At 46.9% G+C, this 22718-nt stretch carries 23 protein-coding genes; 4 read left to right on the plus strand and 19 right to left on the minus strand.

What is annotated here, in order from left to right:
* Nucleotides 1-29: 29 nt before the first annotated feature.
* The 19 genes from OCV37_RS10600 to OCV37_RS10690 all read right to left on the minus strand — a co-directional run bounded on the left by OCV37_RS10600 (nucleotide 30) and on the right by OCV37_RS10690 (nucleotide 20113).
* Nucleotides 30-1499: a sigma-54 dependent transcriptional regulator gene (locus OCV37_RS10600; protein ID WP_038183738.1), complete on the minus strand. Its 1470-nt coding sequence runs from the start codon at nucleotides 1497-1499 to the stop codon at nucleotides 30-32.
* A gap of 238 nt (nucleotides 1500-1737) precedes the next feature.
* A complete protein-coding gene (gene fliS, locus OCV37_RS10605) occupies nucleotides 1738-2148 on the minus strand; it encodes a flagellar export chaperone FliS (RefSeq protein WP_038183735.1) in 411 nt (136 codons plus the stop codon).
* Between the two features lie 12 nt (nucleotides 2149-2160).
* Complete coding sequence (locus OCV37_RS10610; protein WP_038183732.1) at nucleotides 2161-2466, minus strand: flagellar rod protein FlaI; 306 nt, start codon at nucleotides 2464-2466, stop codon at nucleotides 2161-2163.
* A complete protein-coding gene (fliD, locus tag OCV37_RS10615) occupies nucleotides 2459-4459 on the minus strand; it encodes a flagellar filament capping protein FliD (RefSeq protein ID WP_038183729.1) in 2001 nt (666 codons plus the stop codon). Before fliD ends, OCV37_RS10610 begins: the two co-directional genes overlap by 8 nt.
* A 20-nt stretch (nucleotides 4460-4479) precedes the next feature.
* Nucleotides 4480-4923, minus strand: coding sequence for a flagellar protein FlaG (flaG, locus tag OCV37_RS10620; RefSeq protein WP_038183725.1), 444 nt, complete (start codon nucleotides 4921-4923; stop codon nucleotides 4480-4482).
* Between the two features lie 74 nt (nucleotides 4924-4997).
* Entirely contained in the window at nucleotides 4998-6128 is a 1131-nt protein-coding gene (locus OCV37_RS10625) for a flagellin (RefSeq protein ID WP_038183723.1), read from the minus strand.
* Between the two features lie 257 nt (nucleotides 6129-6385).
* Nucleotides 6386-7519 (minus strand): flagellin, encoded by a 1134-nt coding sequence (locus OCV37_RS10630; protein WP_038183721.1) that lies wholly within the window; start codon nucleotides 7517-7519, stop codon nucleotides 6386-6388.
* Between the two features lie 593 nt (nucleotides 7520-8112).
* Nucleotides 8113-9249, minus strand: coding sequence for a flagellin (locus OCV37_RS10635; protein ID WP_038183968.1), 1137 nt, complete (start codon nucleotides 9247-9249; stop codon nucleotides 8113-8115).
* A gap of 118 nt (nucleotides 9250-9367) precedes the next feature.
* Nucleotides 9368-10276 carry a Dyp-type peroxidase gene (locus OCV37_RS10640; protein WP_038183720.1) on the minus strand — a complete coding sequence of 303 codons (909 nt, stop codon included), beginning with the start codon at nucleotides 10274-10276 and terminating at the stop codon, nucleotides 9368-9370.
* A gap of 163 nt (nucleotides 10277-10439) precedes the next feature.
* Complete coding sequence (locus OCV37_RS10645) at nucleotides 10440-11285, minus strand: FMN-binding protein (RefSeq protein ID WP_038183718.1); 846 nt, start codon at nucleotides 11283-11285, stop codon at nucleotides 10440-10442.
* Between the two features lie 59 nt (nucleotides 11286-11344).
* Nucleotides 11345-11797: a copper chaperone PCu(A)C gene (locus OCV37_RS10650; protein ID WP_038183716.1), complete on the minus strand. Its 453-nt coding sequence runs from the start codon at nucleotides 11795-11797 to the stop codon at nucleotides 11345-11347.
* Nucleotides 11798-11806: 9 nt separating this feature from the next.
* Complete coding sequence (locus OCV37_RS10655) at nucleotides 11807-12298, minus strand: TlpA family protein disulfide reductase (RefSeq protein ID WP_038183714.1); 492 nt, start codon at nucleotides 12296-12298, stop codon at nucleotides 11807-11809.
* A complete protein-coding gene (locus tag OCV37_RS10660; protein ID WP_038183711.1) occupies nucleotides 12288-12962 on the minus strand; it encodes an ABC transporter ATP-binding protein in 675 nt (224 codons plus the stop codon). Before OCV37_RS10660 ends, OCV37_RS10655 begins: the two co-directional genes overlap by 11 nt.
* Before the next feature lies 1 nt (nucleotide 12963).
* Nucleotides 12964-14115 (minus strand): ABC transporter permease, encoded by a 1152-nt coding sequence (locus tag OCV37_RS10665; protein ID WP_038183707.1) that lies wholly within the window; start codon nucleotides 14113-14115, stop codon nucleotides 12964-12966.
* The gene (locus tag OCV37_RS10670; RefSeq protein ID WP_038183704.1) at nucleotides 14102-15385 is read right to left on the minus strand and encodes an ABC transporter permease; all 1284 of its coding nucleotides are present in this window, start codon (nucleotides 15383-15385) and stop codon (nucleotides 14102-14104) included. The genes OCV37_RS10665 and OCV37_RS10670 overlap by 14 nt, the downstream gene beginning before the upstream one ends.
* Complete coding sequence (locus OCV37_RS10675; protein WP_038183701.1) at nucleotides 15385-16800, minus strand: Fe-S-containing protein; 1416 nt, start codon at nucleotides 16798-16800, stop codon at nucleotides 15385-15387. The genes OCV37_RS10670 and OCV37_RS10675 overlap by 1 nt, the downstream gene beginning before the upstream one ends.
* 95 nt (nucleotides 16801-16895) lie before the next feature.
* Nucleotides 16896-17414 carry an iron transporter gene (locus tag OCV37_RS10680; RefSeq protein ID WP_051680717.1) on the minus strand — a complete coding sequence of 173 codons (519 nt, stop codon included), beginning with the start codon at nucleotides 17412-17414 and terminating at the stop codon, nucleotides 16896-16898.
* Nucleotides 17415-17453: 39 nt separating this feature from the next.
* Nucleotides 17454-19382, minus strand: a complete 1929-nt coding sequence (locus tag OCV37_RS10685; protein WP_038183697.1) for an FTR1 family iron permease — start codon at nucleotides 19380-19382, stop codon at nucleotides 17454-17456.
* Between the two features lie 443 nt (nucleotides 19383-19825).
* Complete coding sequence (locus OCV37_RS10690; protein ID WP_038183694.1) at nucleotides 19826-20113, minus strand: winged helix-turn-helix domain-containing protein; 288 nt, start codon at nucleotides 20111-20113, stop codon at nucleotides 19826-19828.
* A 203-nt stretch (nucleotides 20114-20316) separates the two neighbouring features.
* Between OCV37_RS10690 and OCV37_RS10695 the strand changes: the two genes are divergently transcribed.
* The 4 genes from OCV37_RS10695 to OCV37_RS10710 are packed head-to-tail and all read left to right on the plus strand — an operon-like array spanning nucleotide 20317 to nucleotide 22694.
* Complete coding sequence (locus OCV37_RS10695; RefSeq protein ID WP_038183691.1) at nucleotides 20317-20664, plus strand: ArsC family reductase; 348 nt, start codon at nucleotides 20317-20319, stop codon at nucleotides 20662-20664.
* Between the two features lie 14 nt (nucleotides 20665-20678).
* Nucleotides 20679-21815: a succinyl-diaminopimelate desuccinylase gene (gene dapE / locus OCV37_RS10700; RefSeq protein ID WP_038183688.1), complete on the plus strand. Its 1137-nt coding sequence runs from the start codon at nucleotides 20679-20681 to the stop codon at nucleotides 21813-21815.
* A 1-nt stretch (nucleotide 21816) separates the two neighbouring features.
* Nucleotides 21817-22500 (plus strand): M15 family metallopeptidase, encoded by a 684-nt coding sequence (locus OCV37_RS10705; RefSeq protein ID WP_038183685.1) that lies wholly within the window; start codon nucleotides 21817-21819, stop codon nucleotides 22498-22500.
* A gap of 2 nt (nucleotides 22501-22502) precedes the next feature.
* Nucleotides 22503-22694 (plus strand): DUF2897 family protein, encoded by a 192-nt coding sequence (locus OCV37_RS10710; RefSeq protein ID WP_038183682.1) that lies wholly within the window; start codon nucleotides 22503-22505, stop codon nucleotides 22692-22694.
* Nucleotides 22695-22718 lie beyond the last annotated feature (24 nt).

Below are 22718 nucleotides of genomic sequence, written 5' to 3' on the forward strand. Positions count from 1 at the left end.
ACGACAATATATTGACTGTTTTCTGACGTTTAACGGTTCATATTGTATTTTTTCATTTTTTCAACCAGTGTCGTTCTGCGCATGCCTAGCATATCTGCTGCACGGGCAACCACGCCGTCTTGAGCATCTAAAGCCTGATTAATCAGATTCACTTCAAGTTCTGCCAACAACTCCTTCAAATTGACACCTTCCGGGGGCAACGACTGAGGCGCATTGATATTGTTCATCAAATCTTGCTCAATATCACTGAGTTGAAAATCCTCGGAAAAAATGTCTGCCAGAACATCCCTTTCCTGCTCTTCAATACTACTATAACGACTGACCTCCGGTTGAAATTCCGGGATATCGCTGTAGCGATATTTGGTTGGCAAATGATTAACGTCAATCAAGCTATTGGGGAAGAGAATGATCATCCGTTCAACCAGATTCGCTAATTCCCGCACATTTCCCGGCCAATCGTGTTCCATCAGCGACTGAATTGCTCTCGGTGTAAAACAAATAGGAGAAGCACCTTCGGATTCCATGCGTGTCAGCAATTCCTGAATTAACAAAGGAATGTCGTCTTTACGCGCTTTCAAGGCTGGCATTTCAATCGGAAAAACATTCAATCGGTAATAGAGGTCTTCGCGAAACAATTCTTTATCGATCATCGATTCCAGATTGCGATGCGTTGCTGCAATCACACGCACGTTGACTTTAATCGTGGCATTACCGCCAACCCGTTCAAAACAGCGTTCTTGCAACACCCGTAGCAACTTCACCTGCATTGCCATCGGCATATCACCGATTTCATCCAGAAACAACGTGCCGCCTTCAGCCAGTTCAAAGCGCCCTTTGCGCGCCGTCAGAGCACCGGTGAATGCACCTTTTTCATGTCCGAATAGTTCACTTTCCAATAAATCGGCAGGAATCGCACCACAGTTAATCGGCACAAAAGGCCCATTACGGCGAGGGGAATGATAATGAACATTTCGCGCCACCACTTCTTTGCCTGTACCGGATTCACCGAGAATCAGCACGTTGGCATCGGTGCCTGAAACCTGTTCAATCAAATGGCGGACTTCTTGCACACCAGAACTCTGACCGACCAGACTTCTGAACAGCGTCGTTTTACGTCCTGATGTGAATATTGAAATACCTTTACGACCCAGAAAATCCTTACAATGCCTCAGCGCTTCAGCCAATTGAGGATAATTGAGTGGAAAATCAAGCTCACCAACATAATTGGAGAATGATTCCAGAGAGTAAGGCTGTTGACCCATCATCAACAGAGGGATATGACTGATGTCCTGTAATCGCCGCTGCACCGTCTCCGACAGATGTCCGCTTTGCAATGAACCAAACAGACAACCGGCCCATACATCAGACCAATCAATCTGTTCAAACTGAGACGATTCGATTACCTCGCAAGGCTCACCGACAAAATCTAAAATAATACTGATTTGCTGACGAATTGCAGGATTATCCTCAATCACGAGCAGTTTCGCTAAACCTTGCATAGGTAAGTATATTTGCCTTTATCCATTAGGTTATTGTTACCGTTGAATTTCTACATTGGTCATATGAGATATGATTGATCCATTCTCTAGAATAAACATAGACAAAAATTCAAACCACCAGCAACAAAAAAGCCACTAATCTATAGTGATAGTGGCCTCTATTCTATTGAATTCAAAAAATATGGCAATACGGAGGCACCACTCAATCATCGATTGAGTGAGATGCTTCCAATAAAACTTACGCGCCGACTTCAGAGGAAGTGAGATGATGATACTCTGAAGGAATCTGATCCCAAGCTGATTTAATTTCTCGAATGATATCAATTACATCATCCAGCATCTCTGGTTCATTGAGATGATTTGCCTGCGTGATCTGCGTGATCACGAATTCGTAAAGCTGATCCAGATTTCGGGCAATATCCCCACCATCTTCCATCGACAAACAACTCCGTAGGCTGATGATGATGTCTAAGGCTTTCCCTAAACGTTCACCTTTGACAGGAATATTGCCTTGTATCATCGCTGCTTTGCCCTGTATCAGTCGCTCAATCGCGCCAGCCATCAGCATCTGTACGACTTTATGTGGTGAGGCAGCACTGAGCTGGCTGTCCACTGATACTTTTTTGTAAGCCTGTAAAGAACCACGCATAGTCTTCCTCTTTCATAAAAACTTCTTGTACTGCTGAACAGATTTATTGCCATATCGGTACTTTTTCAGTGAATGACCGATACCTGAGGTTTTCAGTTGCATCTCTTCAACAAGTCGTTGGGTACGTTCGATTGCATACTGCCATGGCTCTGAACGCGAGAACTGTTGATTTTCTGACGCTTCCTGAACCAATACCTGCAATATCTGATCCCTTTTATCGACTAAGTGATGAATAACTTCAGTGTTTATTTCTTCTTCCTGAAGTCGCTCACTGATTTCGTGATCAATATCACTTAGTTGGTTCAGGTATTTATCCATTTGACGAACCTAATGCATTCATCATTCCTGACAGCTGGCTTTGCATTTTACTTGTGGCATCCTGCATCGCCAGAAACTTATCATGGGTACGCTGTTCCAATGTCGTCATGCGGCGATCTAATGCCTGTTGATCATCATCCAAGCGATGATTCTGTTCAACCATACTCTTTTCTCGAGTACGCAGAGAACCGGTAACCCCCGTCATTCCCTGAATTGCATCTTCAATTCTTTTGGCAAAACCATCCCGGCCACCAAAAAACTCACCCAGTTTATTAAAATTGTTGTTCAGTTGCCGGGTCAGCATATCTTCGTTGATTTCCAACGTCCCCTGCCGAGTCGTTGTAATGCCAAACTCCGTGAGTGTTTTTAAATTTTCAGGCGCCTGATTAATCTGAGAAGAAAAAACCCGCTTTAGCCGCGAATCGGCATTCCGAACCACACTATCTCCTGCCAACGGTCCCGCCTGTCCGGTTTGAGGATCAACATTTGATAGCTCTTTCGACAGCTGATAGAACTGATTGTATGCGTCGACGAACTTGTGGATATCATCTTTAACCGTATCCCTGTCATACTCAATATCAATTTCTGCCGGCGGCTGATTAGCTTTGGTTTTGCCTTTGACCGTTAAATTAACACCATCAATCGCATTTTCAATCACGTTATTATTACTTGAAAGGGTCGCAACCCCATCCAGCATGACTTTCGCATCCTGTGCAGATTGAACTTCTGACATTCCCTGATAAGCGTCGAACGCATCCTGAGCGGCTTGCAGTTCAGACTGAACTTTTTCCACTTTTTCAATATAAGCCCGCTCTTCAGGTGATAACTTCGCACGTTCTTGTGCTTTTGCTTCCTCAGGGGTCATTTGACCGGAGCGAACCGCAGCTTCAATATTAGCTTCTTCCTGCGCTAACTTGTCTTGTAGTTTCGCTTTGGCTTCTTTTGGTGTGACATAGGAGTCATATAATGTTCCCGATGCAGTATTTGACCATCCGGGGACATCTGCTGACTTATCGATGGCATTTTGATCCAGCTCCGGTTGTGGCTCCTGATAAGAGTCTAACAATGTCCCGGACGCGGTCTCTGACCAGCCGGGGATCCGGTCTTCAGGACGCACATAATCTTGGGCTTTTTTCGCCGCATCAGCGGCGGCACTGGCAGCAGAATCAGAGAGCTCGCCCGTTGGAGCATCACTCGATTGTACTTTTTCAGCCGCTTGACGAATCTCATCGGCAACAGACTGATCGACCGCTCTGGCGGCCGTTTCTAATTTTTCGGCAACTTTCCCGGCGATTTTTTGTTGTTCTGGCGTGAGAGGTGTGATGAGTTGTTGTGCCTGAGAACGTGCTTTTTCTAAATCCTTAACCCGTTGCTCCAGCGTTTTATATTCCAGTTTTTTTAAACTGCTTCCCTTCGGTGCATCAACCCCTATCTGGATTTTATTCTCCTGACCGGATTGGTTTGAAGCGATAATGAGACGAGGCCCGTCGATATCATTAATAACCGAGGCCCGAACCCCTGGATTTCCCTTCGCAGCATTAATGCCGTTCACGACATCTTTCAGGTGCGAATGCGATTGAATATCCACGGTAAAACTACGGTTACCGAGTGAAATATGCAGCTTACCCGGCCCAAATTTCTCATCTTCCGCAAAAACGTCAGATGCGACTTTATGACTTTGGGCAAGCTGCAACACATCGATAGCGTATCTTCCTGCTATGGCATCGGTAGTCGCGGTTGCTGAAACGACATGTTCATTGGTCGTATCAACTTTTCGCAATGCAAACGCTTTTTCCTGACGAAAATTCGTCATCAGCGTTTTCATCGTGTCCAACGACTCTCTGAGCCGACCGTAGGCACTAATACTGGCATTATTTTGTGTCCGCTGATTATCGATCCGTTGCTGCTTGGGAACACGCTCCGAATCGACAATTTTGCGAACCATGGAATTAATATCCATGCCAGAATTCATCCCTAACGGGCCCAGACTCATCCAATCACCTCAAAATAACATTACACTTTGGTCATCAAAAGACCAGATCGATGATCTTGATCTCTGGCCAAGCGTCGCAAGACAACAAGTATCTCTTCTTCCGGAATTTGACGAATTACATCACCGGTATCGGCTTCGTAAATCGTTACTACATCACGTCCGGACTCTTCATCAACTCGGAACGCCAACCCTTTATTGAGTGAAGAAACAAATTCATGCATTTGCTCCATCACCTTGGCTCGTTGTTCTTCATTAATCCGTTTCCGCTCTTTTGACAGTTTTTCCACTGTCTGAGCGGAATCCGCTTGCCGCTCTTTCATCTCTTCGGCAAGTTTATCCATTCGTTCTGCGTCTTTATTCACAGAAACACTTCTTGCACTATTACTGTCACTTTCTGAAGCAATTTTAGTGCCATTTTGTGAGCCGTAAGGCTGGATGTTCGATGTGTAGGACGAAACTTCCATAACAATCTCCCTTCCACCTCATTGGGTTCAAATCATCAGACTACTTTGACCCCAAGCTCAAAATAGTCCGTCGATTACCCCAATAGACTAAGAGCTGCAGATGGAGCCTGCTTCGCCTGCGCCAGTACCGAGGTACTTGCCTGCTGCAGAATTTGCGACTTGGTCATCTGCGTTGTTTCTTTTGCATAGTCAGTATCTTTAATGCGACTCCGTGATGCATTCACGTTTTCGTTAATATTTTCAAGGTTACTGATTGCATGTCCGAAACGGTTTTGGAAAGCCCCGAGAGAAGCACGCTGACTATCTACCGATTTCAGCGCACCGTCAATGACCGCAACCGCCAGCTGAGAACCACCGATAGTCGAGACATCAACACTCTGGACATTCATATCCTGACCTTCACCGAAACCGATTTCAGATCCCAGTCCGCCACCAATGGTGACATCACCAGTCACTTTTTGCGAAGACGCGAATAACTGTAATTTACCATCATCTCCGACAGAAGCCTGAATATCACTATTCTGCCCATTAATGTAAGTTGCAACCTCTTCCAGATCGTCTCCGGTTTTTGCATTAATGGTCAACTCTTGCGCTTCACCTTCCTTGTTAGTATAACTCAAGGTCAGATCGGTTGCGTTGGAGACCGTCCAGTCCGGTGCTTTTCCTTCTTGTGCAACATATGCCCGACCACCCATGTCTTTGGTATCGGTACGCATATTACCCATGGTTAAAGATACGGCTTCACCCGAATCAGCACCAATCTGAAAAGATTTGCTGCCAAAAGTACCGTTGAGGAGTTTATTTCCTCCGAATGATGTCGTTTCAGCAATCCGGTTCAGCTCATCATTCAATGCTGAAACTTCTTCCTGAATCGCCTTACGCTCCGAGCTCGAGTTCGAGCCATTCGAAGATTGCAGAGACAGATCCCGCATCCGCTGCAAGATAGAGGTCGTCTCATTCATTGCACCTTCAGCAGTTTGTGCAATGGAGATACCATCATTCGCATTTCTCACCGCCATGTCTAACCCGCGACTTTGCGAGGTTAAGCGATTCGAAATTTGCAAACCAGCGGCATCATCTTTCGCACTGTTAATACGGTAACCGGAAGATAGTCGCTCCATTGATTTCTGAGCACTATCCGCAGCATTATTCAAATAACGCTGCGCGGTCATCCCCGAGATATTGGTATTTACACTAATTGGCATATTGATCTCCTTTAACGGATAGTTGATGTGCTGCCGTGTCTCTCACCTCACTTTCACACATCTCATTTCTCTCAATCTGGTTAACGGCGAACAATCTATATCCTTTAGGAAATTTTTAATTTTTTTATTCAATCTGCCCATTGTGTAAAAAAAGTGTGAATCACTTCAAAATTTATCGTCTTAATAATGATTCTTGATCCAAAAAAAATCCAGCCGCAGCTGGATTTTTAAACAAGGTCTGTTGATGTATCGATGGCTTAGCCAAGCAGACTCAAGGCTGCGTTTGGTGCTTGTTTGGCCTGTGCCAGAATCGAACTTGATGCCTGACCCAAAATCTGAGACTTGGTCAATGCCGTTGTTTCTTTGGCAAAATCGGTATCTTTGATTCGGCTCTTCGATGCATTCACATTCTCATTGATGTTATCCAAGTTACTGATTGCATGGTTGAATCGGTTCTGGAATGCACCCAGTTCAGCACGGTGACTATCGACATACTTCAATGCTGAGTCAATGATAGCAACCGATTGTTGTGCGCCACCGATAGAAGTGACATCAATGGTATCGACGGTCACATCTTTCCCTTCGCCAATGCCTAACTCACCGGCTAGTGCGCCACCAAATGTCACATCACCATTGACTTTGTTATTACCAGCAAAGATTTGTAGTTTGCCGTCTTGGTCAACCGAGGCTTTAACAGCATCTGTCTGACCATTGATGTAAGTTGCCAGTTCTTCAATATCATCCCCGGCTTTGGCAGAGATAGAAATATTTTGCTCTTGCCCATCTTTATCGACCAGATTGATCTGAAGATCATTCTGCCCGGCCTGAACTGTCCAATCTTTATCCTTACCATTTTCTGCGACATAGCTAGTACCACCCATCTGATGATTATCGCTGCGCATATTTCTCAGGTTGAGCATAACAGCTTCACCACTGTCAGCACCAATCTGGAAGGATTTTGTCTGGAACGTACCGTTTAACAGTTTATTACCACCAAACGAGGTTGTCTCTGCGATCCGATTCAATTCATCATTCAGTGCTGTGACTTCTTCTTGAATCGCTTTGCGCTCAGATTTAGAGTTCGAACCATTCGCAGACTGGAGTGACAAGTCACGCATCCGTTGCAGAATGTTAGTGGTTTCGTTCATTGCCCCTTCAGCGGTTTGCGCAATAGAGATACCATCATTCGCGTTGCGTACGGCGACATCTAAACCGCGACTTTGTACACTCAAGCGGTTAGAAATTTGTAGACCCGCAGCATCATCTTTCGCGCTATTGATTTTAAAGCCTGATGATAAACGTTCCATTGATGTATTCTGAGCTTGTGTTGCAGAATTCAGGTAACGTTGTGCGGTCATTGCTGATACGTTTGTGTTTACATTCACTGCCATGATGACTTCTCCAATTGATTTTCCGATGTTTCCGGTTTCCGACGTCTCGGAAAACCAAGTAGCTCTCTCAAAGTTACTTTTATTAACGACGCAGGCGGGAAAATCTTAAGGATTTTTTTTAATTTTTTTCAGTAAAAAGGCCAATTGCGCAAGGAGTGGGCAGCGGATCAAATTCATCACACTTTTTGCTAAAGATGTGTTCGAATCGGACGATAATTAACATTTTTTATTTTTTCACCGCAGCCAATCAACCATCGCAAAGCCATGCAATTCAAGGCGGTTTATCTCTTTTATCCTTTCCTGTTATCGCGCCCCATGCTCACACGGCAATGATCATAATCATTGTCACGCCATCTCAGGCAGCACAGAAATAAAGACGACTGAACGTATCAGTCAGAGGGAGCAAGCTAGCGTATCAGACCCAAAACTCTCAGTCCGTCTACTCATTGATATGATGTGAATGGCAAAGTGATTCACCAAGAAAGGACAATGATTCACCAGAGAAATAGAATAGACTGTATATTCCCTCAGAAACTGCGCGTTACTGCAAAACGCTTCCCCAGATGAGATACGCTTTATCTTAACAGGCTGTTTTATCTCAACAGATACAAAGCCATATTGGGCTGTTTTTTGGCTTGCGCCAGAATGGACATACTGACCCGTTGCAGGATCTGTTGCTTCATACTCTGAGTTGCTTCGCGGGCATAATCCGTATCCCGGATACGGCTTCTGGAAGCCGCTAAATTCTCATGAATATTGTCTAAATTCAGGATGGCATGTCCGAAGCGATTCTGAAATGCCCCCAGTTCAGCCCGGTTTTTATCGACGAAAGATAGCGCGGTATCCAGGACTGACACTGCCCGTTGGGCACCACCGACTTGAGTAATATCAAGATCCGCGACTGATTCATAATCCATGACGCCAATTTGCAGTTCACTGGCAAGTGAACCGCTGAAATCAATCGTGCCAGAGGTCTCTTTGCCAGCCATAAATATCTGCAATTGTCCCTGCTCATTGACCGAAGCTGAGACCTGATCCGTCTGGCCATTGATATAAGTGGCTAACTGCTCAATATCGTCCCCCGCTTTCGCTTCAATATCAATCTGTTGATCGACTCCTTCTGCATCCTTAAAGCGCATCGTGAGCTGATTCTGATCGGCGTGAACACGCCAATTCGAGGATTTGGTTTTCTTCTGGGCAAGATAGCTAAATCCGCCCATATCAAACGTATCCGTACGCATACTACTCAAGGAGAGTTGTACTGCTTCTCCGGCGCTCGCGCCGATCTGAAAAGACGAAGTACCGAAAGTCCCGTTCAATAACTTTCTTCCGCCGAAAGATGTGGTTTCCGCAATGCGATTCAATTCATCATTCAAAGCGACATATTCTTCCTGCAAAGCCTGTCGATCCGCATGAGAATTAGAACCGTTGGCTGACTGCAAAGCCAGATCACGCATCCGCTGCAAGAGCGATGTACTCTCCTGCATCGCGCCTTCTGCGGTCTGCATAATTGAAATGCCATCATTCGCATTTCTCACCGCAACATTCAGCCCGCTCATTTGGGTCCCCAAGCGATTCGATATCTGCAAACCGGCCGCATCATCCCTTGCATGATTGATACGATACCCCGAAGATAAACGCTCCATCGCCTGTACCCAAGCACTATTTGCCTGATTCACATAATGCTGAGCCAGCAATGCCGATATATTGGTATTGACTGTAATTGCCATAATTTCACCTAAAATCACTCAGGATTTTCCCCCTATCGGTGTTTTCAGGGATATCTTTAGTGAAAAAAACCGAGCACTCAGGCTCGGTCACATTATGTACAGCTATATGATATGACTTTTACATTGGTCGAATCGTCAGTGACTGCAACATCCCGGCAGATGGCGCAAAGAAGTACGCCCCGGTGATCGCTTGTGTAAAGCGGAGCATTTGATCCGTTTTACCATCTCGCTCACCATACATACTGTCCAACATGACTTTGAAGTTATGCAACGTCTGGCAATATGCAATGAAGAGTAACCCATGATCGCCACTCACCGTCCCATACGGTAAACTGTGTCGGAGGATCTTCAGCCCCTGACCATTTTCTTTCAGATCAACCCGCCCGACATGAGATGCAACCGGAACATCATCCAATTCAACCGAATCTTCTTTCGTTCTGCCGATCACTTTTTCCTGAGCCGCAATGTTTAATCTCTCCCATGCCGGTAACTGGTGAACAAAGCGCTGCATCATGACATAGCTACCACCGGCAAATTCCCCATCATGGATGAGTGCTACTTCCTGACGGCGTTCATCTTTCGGATTCTCAGTGCCATCAATGAACCCGGTCATATCTCTTGCATCCAGATAACGATACCCGTAGGTTTCATCGATAATATCCACCCACTCGGAAATATCACGCATCAACTGACGCAGCACATAGAACAGCAAATCATGGCGCTGACCGTGTACGTGAATCAAAAAATCGACTTCCGTTGCCGGCGCATTGATGCTACCGCGACCCAATGGCGTAAAATCCACCAATTCCGGCGGTAAAGGTGCATCAAGCTGTTGCCAGAATTGATGGCTAAATGCAATCGAGAGCGACAGATCGGCACCGGGCTGAGATGCGTTCAGTGTCTCAACCAAATCAGGCAAAGCTTGTAGCTGACGCAAGACCGATGCTGCCTCTTGGTTCACTTTAAAGATGACATACAGCGCAAATGGTCCGGGCTCTGGCAAAATAGCAGTTTGAGGATAAGACATAAAAGATCCCTGATGTGTAGTTGTCATGGTGCACATCATACTCTGTCGCGCGTGAAGAACAAACCGCTAACTTTGCTATTCAAATCAGTAACACGGAACTGTTGTTATACATATACGATTGTTATACATATACGGTTGTTATACACAAAGGTTATCCGGTTTCCTATCTTGTCACTGACAAATAACGCTGCTGCAATAACGTTAACGCAAAATAATAGCCATCCGGCCCCATCCAGTAGTTCATCAGATTTTCGACACTATGGCTGGTATTGGTTGCGCCAGACAGACCATCGATGGTGAAGCGGTCCTGAGTGCTTGCATGGGGGTCAGCCACCCGAAAGCGCGCCTGACCATCGGCAAGGATCTGCTTCCCCTGAAACTGCGCCAGCCACTGCTCATCCGTCATAATCTTCCCCCCCAGCGCTGGCGTCTCACCCTGTTCATAAAAGCGAATCCGGCGAATCGACAGCGTCTTCAGATCTAAAGACAGATATCCTTTCAACATCGACAGATAGCCCTGTCCTTCAATGGGCACAATCAGCTGTTTTTCCATATTGTGGGACACACCGCTCTGTTTCGAACCATCCTCGACTGATGCCGGGCCTTCGACGATATAAACCATCACCGATTGATCGCGGCTCGTCAAATGAGCAAGGTTATTGTCAGCATCCAGCGTTTGGCGGACTTGAGTATGATGTGTCACGCTGTCCCGGTAACGCTGAATTGCATCCGGTGCATCCGTGAGTGTCTGATTTTCCATATCCAGCAAGACCGGATGAAAATAGGTCTTCAGCAGATTGTCCGTACTATCGTGAACCATGCCGAGACCGGCGACATCCAGCAATGTCCGCCTCTCATCACGGCGAACAATATCATTGTGCTGCGTTTTCAATGACGATACAGCGGACACCTTCTGCCCGGATTCAGTATGATTTTCAGTATCAAAACAACCACCGAGGAACATGATCCCCGGTAGCATGAGCAGTGAGAGTAAAGATTGATATTTCATTTTGAACCATGACATCCTGATTGCAAAAAACAGTAAAAACGACCATGAACTGAAAAAAGTTAACGAATCGACATCGGTACAACTCTGGCGATCACCGTTACCGAGCCTTGATTGGTATGCAATATCAGGCTCACCAGCTCTCCCATCTGCAACGGGCGGGTGAACCCCATCAGCATGATATGTGCCGTATTCGGCGTTAAGGCAAGTTTCTGATGTGCTGCAACTGTAATATGGTCTACCGGATGCATCTCACGTTTGCCGCTTTGATAGGTCGTAGTATGGAGCATAACCTGTCTGAACCGTTCACCTGTGACCGCCCGAATCATCAGCGGTTGATCGGAACGGTTATAAATCGTCATTTTGGATCCGGTACCACTGGCATTGCGTTGCGGCATAAATATCTCCGCTTTACCGACTTCAATTTCCCCGGTTGACGCTGCAGCAAACGGCGCGCTGGCAACCGTCATCAACATACAAATCAACCCCGTGCGCCACCATAAAAAGTTTGTCACTGTTTTGCCCTATTCCTGAATCAAATTGACGTAATGGTCGAGATCCATCCCGGATGAATATCCCATATGAATGGCTCGGAGCACGCCATGCCGGTCAATAAAGAATGTCGTTGGGGTGCCAACCACTTGATAGCGTTCTTGCGTAATCCCAAGCTGATCAAGTCCCAACGGTAAGGTCACACCTAGCTGCTCTGCAAAAGCAGAGAGGTTTTCAGGCTGTGGTGCAATTCCAACGCCAATAAACTGCATTTTGTCAGGATGGGCATCCGCGTATTCTTGCCACGCTTTCATCATGACCAGACAAGCCCCGCAAGTCGATGACCAAAACTCAACAACGACCGGTTTACCACGAGCCTGCTGCAACGTGATCTGCTGCTCATGCGTATTCATCACGGCTAAGTCCGGGGCTGGCTCGCCAACGGCCAGCATCTGCTCCTTACAGCCGCTGAGCGTTGCCAGCGCGAGCATCAGCATACCGATACCAATACGCTTACCCCTCATGAATACGTTCCTCACCCATATATTTGCCATGTTGCAGGCGAATAATCCGGTCGGTATAACGGCCTAAGTCCGGGTTATGAGTGACCATAATGATGGTTCGATTCTGTTGATGCAGTCGCTGAAAAATCTCCAATACAATCCGCTCATTCGCTTCATCCAGATTACCAGTCGGCTCATCGGCAAATAGTATCGGGCACTCATTGACTAAGGCCCGGGCAATACAGACCCGCTGCTGCTCCCCGCCCGATAACTGACTGGGTAAATGATCAATCCGCTCTCCAAGACCGACCTCTGCCAGTACTTTTTTGGCAGCATCAATATCTGTAACACTATGGTAATGCTGCGCCAGCATGACATTCTCTAATGCAGTCAGATAAGGGATGAGATGGAATTGCTGAAACAACAGGCCAATTTTTTCGGCCCGGAACGCCCGTCGTCCGTCTTCATCCAAATCCGCTGCGTTCTGGCCGTCGAGAATCACCTGTCCTTCCGTTGCGGTATCGAGGCAACTCAGAATATTCATCAATGTGGTTTTGCCTGACCCCGATGCCCCCATAATGGCCACAAATTCTCCCCGACGAATGGAGAGATTGATATTATCCAACGCACTGACATGCTCAAAACGCTTGCACAGTCCCTTGGTTTCAATGACAAATTCAGACACTTTACTCTCCTTTCAACACTTTCGCCGGATCAACTTTCATGGCGCGTAAAGTCGGAATAACGGCAGCCACCAGCGCAGCAACAATGGATAAAACCACCGTGATGATAAAGACCGGTAAACGTAGATCAATGGACGCACCAAACACGGTCTGACCCAGCACTTGCGCAAGGATATAGCCGACGCCGAGTCCAATCACAATCGCCGCCATGGTCATCAGAAGCGTCTCCGATAAAATTTGACGGGTAATCGCCTGATGAGAAGCCCCCAATGCTTTTTGCAGCGCAAATTCATGGCGGCGTTCGCCCATCATGGCAGTCAGGGTCGTGTTGACACACAAAGTAGACAGGATCAGGATGACCACCGCGACAACCCCCATCAGAAGTTTGATTTTATTCAATACTTTGCCTTCAGACGCAGAAACTTTCAGGATCGGACGAATCGTCAGCTGTGGATAGCGAGCTTTCAGCCGCCCGGCATACTGGTTCACCTGACCCTGCGCATTATCGATACTGAACATGGCATAGTTAGCCTGATCGGGTTGGTTGAGCCATTTCTGGAGCATCGAAATGTTGACGATCAAATAGTTATCTTCATCAGCGCCGGCATCGATAATGCCTTTAATGGTAAAGGTATGTCGGCGGTCACCCTCTATCAGGCTCAGTTGAGATCCGACTGTCACTTCGAGTTTTTTCGCCAGATTGATGCCAATCATTGCATGACGCTGGTCAAAAGAAACACCGATCCACTCGCCCTGAACCTGCCAGTAAGGCACTAGCTTTTTCAGTTGGGAAAAGTCAACGCCCATGGCCACCACTTTTTCTAAATCGGATTGCACCACACCATACAAATAAGGGCTGGATGCCACTAACTGAGCTTGGGGCGCCAAAGCGAGCATAGCGCGATAATCCTGAATCGATAAGGTTGATGATTGCGCATCGGGCCCCACATAAAAATTCGCCCCATAGTTACGTAATTCATGACTCATCTTTTGATTGATATCGAAATACACCCCGGCCATCGCAGTCACGATTGCGGCCCCCATCGTCAGCGCGGCGAGCACAACAACAACGCGTCGCATCCGAAGTTTCAGCGAACGAATCACCAGCAGACGAGTCATGGAAAGCGGATTGATTGAATGCTTATTTGCGGCCATACAGCACCTCGATTGGATACAGTGCCGCGATACGCCGGGAAGGGAAATAAGTCCCGCACACGGTCATAATGACAGAGATCACCAGAATCAGCGGAATGATAATCCAATGAAAGTCGATCAGGGATCCGAACAAGGCATAGCCCATTATTTTTGACAATCCCCATCCGGCGGCACACCCCAGAATCCCGCCCACTAAACCACACACAATAGATTCCGCATAAAATAACAAATACACCTGCCAGTTATGGGCGCCAAGGGATTTCATCAACCCAATCTCTTTCGAGCGCTGTAAAATCGCATTGGTCATCAGCGATGCAATCCCCATCGATGCGGCAATAAATGCGGCTAATGTCACCATAAACAATAAACTCTGGATTTTACGGATGACGATACCTTCCGATGCCGCGACCTGCCAGACAGGACGGACAGCCGCATTGCTTAAGGCTTTTTCTAACTGATAGGAAATAGAAGAAACAAATGCCGTACAAAACCATAAGTCATATTCATCAGAATCTAACGATTCCAGATTTTCCCGTGCTTTTTTCGACAATGCATTTTCAGGCACGGTCAACGCAGACACCTTAATACTTGCCACACGCCCTTCCAGCCCCAGCAATGTCTGACCAATCTGTAACGGTACGATGACTGCTTCTTCCTCACTGCTCCCATTGGTCAAAATGCCAGTGATGGTGACCTGTTGCTGGTGTTGCTGACCGAATAACGTCAGTTGATCACCGATGTGCCAGCCCATCCGGCTGGCAAGCGCGGTTCCGACCAATGCTTGCGGCTTGCTGTCATCCGGCCATTGCCCCTGCACTTTCCAATACTGAGAAATAATCTTGTTACCGGTGTGATAATCCGGCTCATCCGGGACTGCAAGATGCTGATCAAAGAAAGTACCGACAATTGATACATCACTCTGCCCGTGATTGATGGTCACAGTGCCACGCACATAAGGGGCAAAGCCGATAATATTATTGCGCCAAAAAATGTTTTTGATGTTGGGTAATTCCGACGCCAGTAACAAGCTATCTTTATCCATACCCGTCAGTGTATGTTTTAATAGATAAGGCAGATTGACCTGACCTTCCGGGGTAATCTCGATGTTGGCCCCGTAGCGCTTCATCTCAACCGACATCTTGTCACCGATCGTAATCGAAATCGCCAACAGTGCTGATATGAGTCCTGCCGCCAGAAAGATGGTGGTCGTCGCCAAAACTTTCCGGCCCCGATCATGGCGCCATGACTGACGCAGCATGGTCCATAACATTATTGTGCCCCTCCTGCCGCAGTTCCCTGATGGTCGGCACCCTGACGAACAAAGCGCCAAGGGTTATCCCGGAATGCATCGTAAGAGTCCTGCTCCGTAAAGAAATAGGTTTTCCCGCCAAAGGTATAACTAAACGGCGCATCCAAATTGGTCAGCGACTTGCCGTTGACCGGATCAACGACGGTCATTTTCACCACCTCGCTAAAATACTGGAGACCGGATTCAAGCATCGCTTTGCCAATGACGATCTCATTGTTCGTCAATGACCATTTTTCAATCGGAATCGGGTTACATCCGCCCGGATTACCAATCGACGGAATAAAAATATGTACACCACAGGCAAGACAGATCACTTGATCACCGTCCTGAATATACCCCGCATCGCCACACAACATGCAGGCATCCAGTACCACGCCAAACTTCATTTCACCGGGATAGCGATCGATGATGAAAAAGCGCACCACCTTACCGTCACTGGCAATCCATTGGTAACGGTGTAACTTGCCGTCTTTCAGGGTATCCGTAACCGGAACATGAACCGCACCATCCGCGGCTAACTCAATCGTCTGTGCCGGTGAGCGTGTCGGGGGTTGAGATGCCACAGCATCCCAGTACAGTAAACTACAGAAAATCATCACCAAACTAACCGCGAAACAGCTCGCCCGACGACGTTGAATATTCAGTTGTGCCTGAAGCTTACGCCTTGCAATTGGCTGCGGTTGCGACTTCACGGCTGCTTTGAATGGCCGGACATCACGCCAGACCATAATACTCAGAGGAATCAGACTCAGTGCCAGTACGCCATAGGCATACAACCAGAAGAAATTGGTCACTTTTGAAACATAACTTAACAATCCCGGATATAGCGCGATCATCTGTAACTTCATACCAGCCAGTATCACCTCACCGGAAAGCGGTAGAATGGCCAGCACAATCAAACAAAAGAAGAGACTTTTCTTAAAGCGCGGCGAGCGCTGTTCACACACCTTACCGATAAAAACGTGCGTCAAACCAATGAGCATAAATCCGAACATCAAAGCAGACGCATTCAGGATCAACTCGGTATTGATCACATTGGTCGCGCTCATCATGTCCAGTTTTGCCCCCCGCGCCCACATAAATGCCGCAAATGCCGTCACCAACGCCTGCCAGACCAGTAAAAACCGGGTCGGCCGGGAGACCATCAATCCATAGGTCAACAACAGCAGACAAATGATGATATAGGCACAGCCGGCGGAGAAAATGTAGACCTGACTGTAAGGCAACAACGTATAAGCACAAACCCCAGTGACAACGGGTAGCACAAACCACCAGAACCTTTGCTTATACGACGTATTCGCACCAGACCAAAGCAAGCCGAACATGATCGCGGGGAGAAGAAAGTGGGAAAGAACCTGAGAAAGATAAAAACTCATACCAGCTCACATGATAAAATTTTTAGATGGCTTTAAAGTAAAGCAATGTAATGCAATGCCAAGCCACCTTTAATAACGCTCTGATTTTAAGGCGATTAATTCAGACCGACATATTTAAATTTGTAAGTGACATCAAACGGTTTGTACCAACGGCCAACGCCAGTGGCTTCATCGGTATGACGCAGCAGACCACCTTTCGACGGCGGGTCAATATGGAAAGTCAGCTCATAATTTCCCACGCCCAACATTTTTACATTGGAACCATAGTGTGGACCATCCGAGGCAATCATCGGCATGAACGTCCCTTGCTGCGTCTTACCCGTATCCAGATTCTTCATTTTGTAACTGATTGTCAGATACGGAATCCATTCACCCGCCGCAAAACCATTTTTGTTGCCTTTCAATGCATGGATATCGGCTTCAAGGTGAACATCCGCCTGAGAAGCGGCCATCATCATCCCTTGTGGTTCCATCGTCACAGGCTCCAGATAAACGGCAGCCAGTTCCATACCATTCATTTCAACAGTCTCTCCTGCCGGGTGTTCACCCGCAGTCGCTGTGGTACCAAATGTCATTGCGGTCATCGCAACCGGGATTAAAAGTTTATTATTCATGAACATGATTCCTTCAATAAAGAGTTGTCACAGATTGAGTTACGCGGTTTGTTTCCCCTGCCGCTGAATCACGACCAATGCCAAAAGCGCCGCTGCGATGAGCACGACTTGAGGAATTAACGTTTCAACATAAGGGTAAACCCCCAATAAACTGATTTGCGGAACGGCCTCTATGAGTGTCGGGTGAAATACTTTTGCTTCAATGAGCTCTAAAACACCTTTACCGGCAAACACAAATGCCATCAGATACATAAATCCACCAGTAAAGATAAAGAAAGGTTTGAGTGGTAATTTCACGACGCTGTAACGCATCAAGAAAAAGAGAATCGCAAGGATAACAATGCCGACCGCGAGCCCGCTAAAGATCCCAATCAGTGCGTCTGATGAACCATCAGCACCGAGCGCATAATAGAAGAGCACGGTTTCTGCGCCTTCACGGTAGACAGCCAAAAAGCTGGCGAACCACAATCCGGCGACTGAACCTGTGGTAAGAGAACGGGATAATTTATTTTCGAGATACTGTTTCCAATGGGTCGCCTCGACTTTTGACAACAACCAGTAGCTCATCATGAACAGCACCACCACAGCGATCAGCATGGTGACGCCTTCGAGCATTTCACGACTGGCGCCGGCATTGGTAAATAACCACTGGAACAGTGCTGCGGTGATCAAACTCAATCCAATACCGACCATCACCGAATTTTTAATGATATAGAGTTTGTCGGTATGTTCGTTTTTCACCAGATAAGCGGTAATGGCAGCGACAATCAACAATGCTTCGAGCCCCTCACGGAGAATAATCGTCAGGCTGGCAATAAACATGGCCCAAATTCCCTGACCACTGCCGCTCAACATATTGGCACCTTGATCCAACGCCCGGCTCAATGCCTGTTGTTGTGCCTGAATTTCAGGCAGTTCAGCCCCTGCTTTCATCAAACTCACAAGACGGGTGAAATAGCCTTCCAGTTCAGATTTAAGCGCACTATCCCGGGCACCGACGGCATTCTCCATCCCAGTGGATTCAAAGCGATCGAAATATGTATCCTGAACGGCCATCATCGCCTCAGTCACCTGACCTTGCCTGTAGCGCTCAATGGCCTGAGCGATAGCCGCGTCAATCCCGGTAATCACCGATTGCCAGTTTTGCTGCGTGACTGAATGATCATCTTCCTGAGCCTGTTGCTGATCATCCCTTGTCGCAGGCAAACCGGGAAGCTCATCTTTCAGGCCTTGCGTCAGCGTGGCAACCTGATAACCAAATGCGACTAAATTTTGCATTGTGTATGATTTGTGCGCCACATCGATCATGGCTTTGAACATGTCATTATATTGCGCCGCTTTTGCTCCGGAACGATTCAGACGGATCGCAGTTTCCAGATCAGAGTTTTTATACGCCTCGAACTGTGCCTGTCGTATCAGCTTCGCAGCTGCTTCTCGTTTTTCCTGCTTTGCCTCGGCGGTTTCCGCCTGAGCAGAGGTGCGATAACTGGCCAGCCCTTGATTGACCAAACGTTCGATGGTCAAGACTTGCTCTCGCCAGTAAGGGAGAATTGATGCCTGATGAATGTCCGCCGTTTCGGCAACCAGCTGGGTCCCTGATTCGAGAATAGAAGGAACCGATGCAATTTGAGTTTTAAGCCAGTCTACATTTGTCTTCACGTCATCGATCGACGCCTGATTGCCAATCATTTTCCGGATCTCACCGAATTTGGCTTCCAACTGATACGCATATTGCCGGGAATAATTAATTCGGATTGGGCCTTCCAGACTTTCAAACACTTCAAAATATGCCATTTGCACCGTGTTCTTCGCTTGAGCGGCATCACCTGATGTATAAAGCTCCACGGTTTTATCCAAACGAGCATTGATATCATCAGCAGCGGCCTGATAATCAAGCACGGCGGCAAAAACAGAGTAATTAAAGGTAAAAATCGTAGTAATAATGAAAAGCTTTATCAGCCTTGACATGACAAATTTCCTGCGAGACCACACTGCAAATAAAAATACTAACGAAAATAATTATCATTAGCAACGGAAAAGTTTTGTTACATCTGAATATTCTATTGAGAAGATGAATACAAAGAGGATGAAATAATCTTAACTTATTGTTTATCCGTACAGTTCATTCGGGCTGAGCTCTGAAGCTGACATTCATAGCAAAATCATAGCTGCGCCCTTCTGAACCGGGGATGAACTCAAAAGTGACAAAAGCCAGAACACTCTGGCTTTTCGGCTTGCGTATGATCGCCCCACAACTCAGGATCACCATCAACCCATTGGTGCCATGAATATCAATTCATGCATGACCCACGCCGCCTCAGAAAGGGTTGATTAAATGAGTCATAAACCATTATGGATGATGTTGATTTTCATACAGTAAAGCGCGGCTAAACCGTCTGCGTCTGCTCGCACTAAAGGGATTTCCCCAGACTGGCAGCGATATCATCCTGACGTTCAACAATCCACTGACTATCAAAGGGGCCCCAATCGGATAACCGATAGTACCCGTCATTGTGTCGTCTTCCGTCTTGGATAAACATAAGCTGAATACCTATCGCCGGTAATGCTTTCAACACATCCTGAATTGTGCGACGAGGCCACCCGGTATGTTCAATTAATCGGGGGACATTTGGCCTGTCTAAATTTTCAACCAAGTAAGCTAAATAAAGCCTTCTTGCAAAAACAGGACTCAATTCCATTGACACCTCCTATTCACGTGCCAATCCATTATTTCGGTTTTCACATAAAGAGTGTTGCGTTCGATCAATAACTTCATTTTTATCTGTCACTCGATGAATAAAATTCACCGATATCAATCCAGCTAACGATAAATCGCAACTTTGTCAGCACACGCACTTCCTGCTACGATGCGGTCACAGCCTTCTCTAATTTGAGGAATCATATGATCATTACGCTTTATGGCATCCCCAACTGCGATACAATCAAAAAAGCACGCCGGTGGTTAGATGCTGAAAATATCGAATATCGTTTTCATGATTTTCGTAAAGATGGCATCCACGCTGAGCTGGTTGAGGAATTTTGTCAGCATTTAGGATGGGACAATGTTGTCAATAAACGGGGCACAACCTACAGACAACTGACGCAAGCACAAAAAGACGGCTTGAGCAGTACAACCGTGATTCCCCTGTTAGTTGAGTATCCGGCGATGATTAAACGGCCGGTTTTGGTGGTAGACAAAACTTTCCACCTTGGTTTTTCTCCTGAACAATACTCTGAGATATTTGCATAGAAAGGAACAAATGGATGAGCGACAGTCCGGTACTCGCCCTTGCTAAAGAATTAATTAGTCGTCGTTCGGTTACACCGGAAGACGCAGGATGCCAAGACTTAATGATAGAACGGCTCAAAGCGCTTGGCTTTGACGTTGAAATCATGGTTTTTGAAGATACCACTAACTTCTGGGCACGACGCGGCACGCAAGCACCGCTATTTGCCTTTGCCGGTCATACGGATGTAGTGCCGGCCGGAAAAGCAGAATTATGGCACACGCCCCCGTTTGAACCGACGATCATCGATGACTATCTGCATGGGCGTGGCGCAGCCGATATGAAAGGGTCTCTCGCCTGTATGATCGTTGCCGTTGAACGCTTTATTGCAGCAAATCCGGATCATCAAGGTTCGATCGCATTTCTGATTACGTCTGATGAAGAAGGGCCATTCATTAATGGGACAACCCGAGTGGTCGACACCTTGATGGCCCGTGATGAAATCATTGATATGTGTATTGTTGGGGAACCTTCCAGCACGCATTCAGTGGGTGATGTGGTCAAAAATGGGCGCCGGGGCTCCCTGACGGGTGATCTGGTTGTGAAAGGGATTCAAGGTCATGTCGCCTATCCTCATTTAGCCAATAATCCGGTTCATCAGGCATTACCCGCATTAACCGAACTCGCCGCGATTCAATGGGATGAAGGAAATGCATTTTTCCCGCCGACAAGCTTTCAGATTCCCAATTTACAAGCGGGAACCGGTGCCTCTAATGTGATTCCGGGTGAATTCCATGTCCAGTTTAACTTCCGTTACAGTACCGAACTGACAGCAGAAGAAATTCAGCGTCGCGTTCATTCCACCTTTGATGCGCATGGTCTGGATTATGATCTGCAATGGACCTTGAATGGCAAACCGTTTTTAACGGATGCCGGTAGCCTTGTGGAAGCCGTCACCCAGTCGGTCAGTCAGGTGAACCATAAAGAACCTGCATTACTCACCACCGGCGGAACATCCGACGGCCGGTTCATCGCTCAGATGGGTGCTCAGGTGGTTGAACTCGGCCCGGTCAATGCAACCATCCACAAAGTTAATGAATGTGTCAGTATTCCCGATCTTGAGAAACTGACAGATATGTATCAACACATATTGAACAACTTATTGGCCCGATAATATGACCCCTGAGCAATTAACCGGAAAAAGTGAGCAACACCTGCAAACCTGCCTTGTTGATGCGAAAAACTTCCTGATCCATCAGGCCGTCGCTGAAGATTTTTTGGCCTTGAAAGAAGCTGCAAACCAAGCCGGGTTCCATTTGCAGATTGCCAGCGGATTCCGTGATTTCCAGAGACAACTGTCGATCTGGAATCTCAAATTCTCAGGAGAACGCCCACTGCTCGACTCACAGAGTCGGCCGCTCGATACGTCACATATGCCAGAGCGAGAAAAAGTTCTGGCTATTTTACGCTGGTCAGCGCTGCCCGGAGCCAGTCGGCATCATTGGGGGACCGACTTTGATGTGTATGATAAAAATGCGCTCCCTGAAAATGAAGCGCTACGTTTGGAGCCGTGGGAATATCAATCCGGTCATCAGGCGCAATTTTCAGCATGGTTAACCAAACATCTTCCCCGGTTCGGTTTTTTTCTACCATATCAGCGGGATCGGGGCGGTGTGTCAATCGAGCCCTGGCATATCAGTCATCACCGGGTTGCAACACAATGTCTGAATCAGATGTCACCTGAGATCATTCTTGATGCACTGGCTGATGAACCGATTGCAGGTAAAAACACGATTCACAACATGCTCAATACTATCTACACTCAATTTGTCATCAACATCGAGCAAAGCGGTGCATAAATATGGATTTCCTGACATCACCCTGGTTCATCATTACCGTCGTCATTAGTATCATTGTCGGCAACGTTGCGGCTCTAAAATACCTGACGCCCAAAAATCTCGACCAGTTGAAAAAGAAACAGGGAAATGATCTGGATCGGTTGATTGAGTTAGATAAAAAGCATCAACAAGAGATCAAAAAAAGGGATGATTAATCATCCCTTTTTAAACTAAATCAC

The organism is Vibrio rhizosphaerae (assembly GCF_024347095.1).
GTDB classification, from domain to species: domain Bacteria; phylum Pseudomonadota; class Gammaproteobacteria; order Enterobacterales; family Vibrionaceae; genus Vibrio; species Vibrio rhizosphaerae.

Coding starts and splice junctions, on each gene's coding strand:
- OCV37_RS10710 (WP_038183682.1), top strand. CDS start 22,503: ATGGATTTCCTGACATCACCCTGGTTCATCATTACCGTCGTCATTAGT.
- OCV37_RS10680 (WP_051680717.1), bottom strand. CDS start 17,414: ATGAATAATAAACTTTTAATCCCGGTTGCGATGACCGCAATGACATTT.
- OCV37_RS10685 (WP_038183697.1), bottom strand. CDS start 19,382: ATGTCAAGGCTGATAAAGCTTTTCATTATTACTACGATTTTTACCTTT.
- OCV37_RS10670 (WP_038183704.1), bottom strand. CDS start 15,385: ATGTTATGGACCATGCTGCGTCAGTCATGGCGCCATGATCGGGGCCGG.
- OCV37_RS10695 (WP_038183691.1), top strand. CDS start 20,317: ATGATCATTACGCTTTATGGCATCCCCAACTGCGATACAATCAAAAAA.
- fliD (WP_038183729.1), bottom strand. CDS start 4,459: ATGAGTCTGGGCCCGTTAGGGATGAATTCTGGCATGGATATTAATTCC.
- OCV37_RS10600 (WP_038183738.1), bottom strand. CDS start 1,499: ATGCAAGGTTTAGCGAAACTGCTCGTGATTGAGGATAATCCTGCAATT.
- OCV37_RS10645 (WP_038183718.1), bottom strand. CDS start 11,285: ATGAAATATCAATCTTTACTCTCACTGCTCATGCTACCGGGGATCATG.
- OCV37_RS10655 (WP_038183714.1), bottom strand. CDS start 12,298: ATGAGGGGTAAGCGTATTGGTATCGGTATGCTGATGCTCGCGCTGGCA.
- OCV37_RS10690 (WP_038183694.1), bottom strand. CDS start 20,113: ATGGAATTGAGTCCTGTTTTTGCAAGAAGGCTTTATTTAGCTTACTTG.
- flaG (WP_038183725.1), bottom strand. CDS start 4,923: ATGGAAGTTTCGTCCTACACATCGAACATCCAGCCTTACGGCTCACAA.
- fliS (WP_038183735.1), bottom strand. CDS start 2,148: ATGCGTGGTTCTTTACAGGCTTACAAAAAAGTATCAGTGGACAGCCAG.
- OCV37_RS10665 (WP_038183707.1), bottom strand. CDS start 14,115: ATGGCCGCAAATAAGCATTCAATCAATCCGCTTTCCATGACTCGTCTG.
- OCV37_RS10640 (WP_038183720.1), bottom strand. CDS start 10,276: ATGTCTTATCCTCAAACTGCTATTTTGCCAGAGCCCGGACCATTTGCG.
- OCV37_RS10630 (WP_038183721.1), bottom strand. CDS start 7,519: ATGGCAGTGAATGTAAACACAAACGTATCAGCAATGACCGCACAACGT.
- OCV37_RS10625 (WP_038183723.1), bottom strand. CDS start 6,128: ATGCCAATTAGTGTAAATACCAATATCTCGGGGATGACCGCGCAGCGT.
- OCV37_RS10635 (WP_038183968.1), bottom strand. CDS start 9,249: ATGGCAATTACAGTCAATACCAATATATCGGCATTGCTGGCTCAGCAT.
- OCV37_RS10705 (WP_038183685.1), top strand. CDS start 21,817: ATGACCCCTGAGCAATTAACCGGAAAAAGTGAGCAACACCTGCAAACC.
- dapE (WP_038183688.1), top strand. CDS start 20,679: ATGAGCGACAGTCCGGTACTCGCCCTTGCTAAAGAATTAATTAGTCGT.
- OCV37_RS10675 (WP_038183701.1), bottom strand. CDS start 16,800: ATGAGTTTTTATCTTTCTCAGGTTCTTTCCCACTTTCTTCTCCCCGCG.
- OCV37_RS10610 (WP_038183732.1), bottom strand. CDS start 2,466: ATGGATAAATACCTGAACCAACTAAGTGATATTGATCACGAAATCAGT.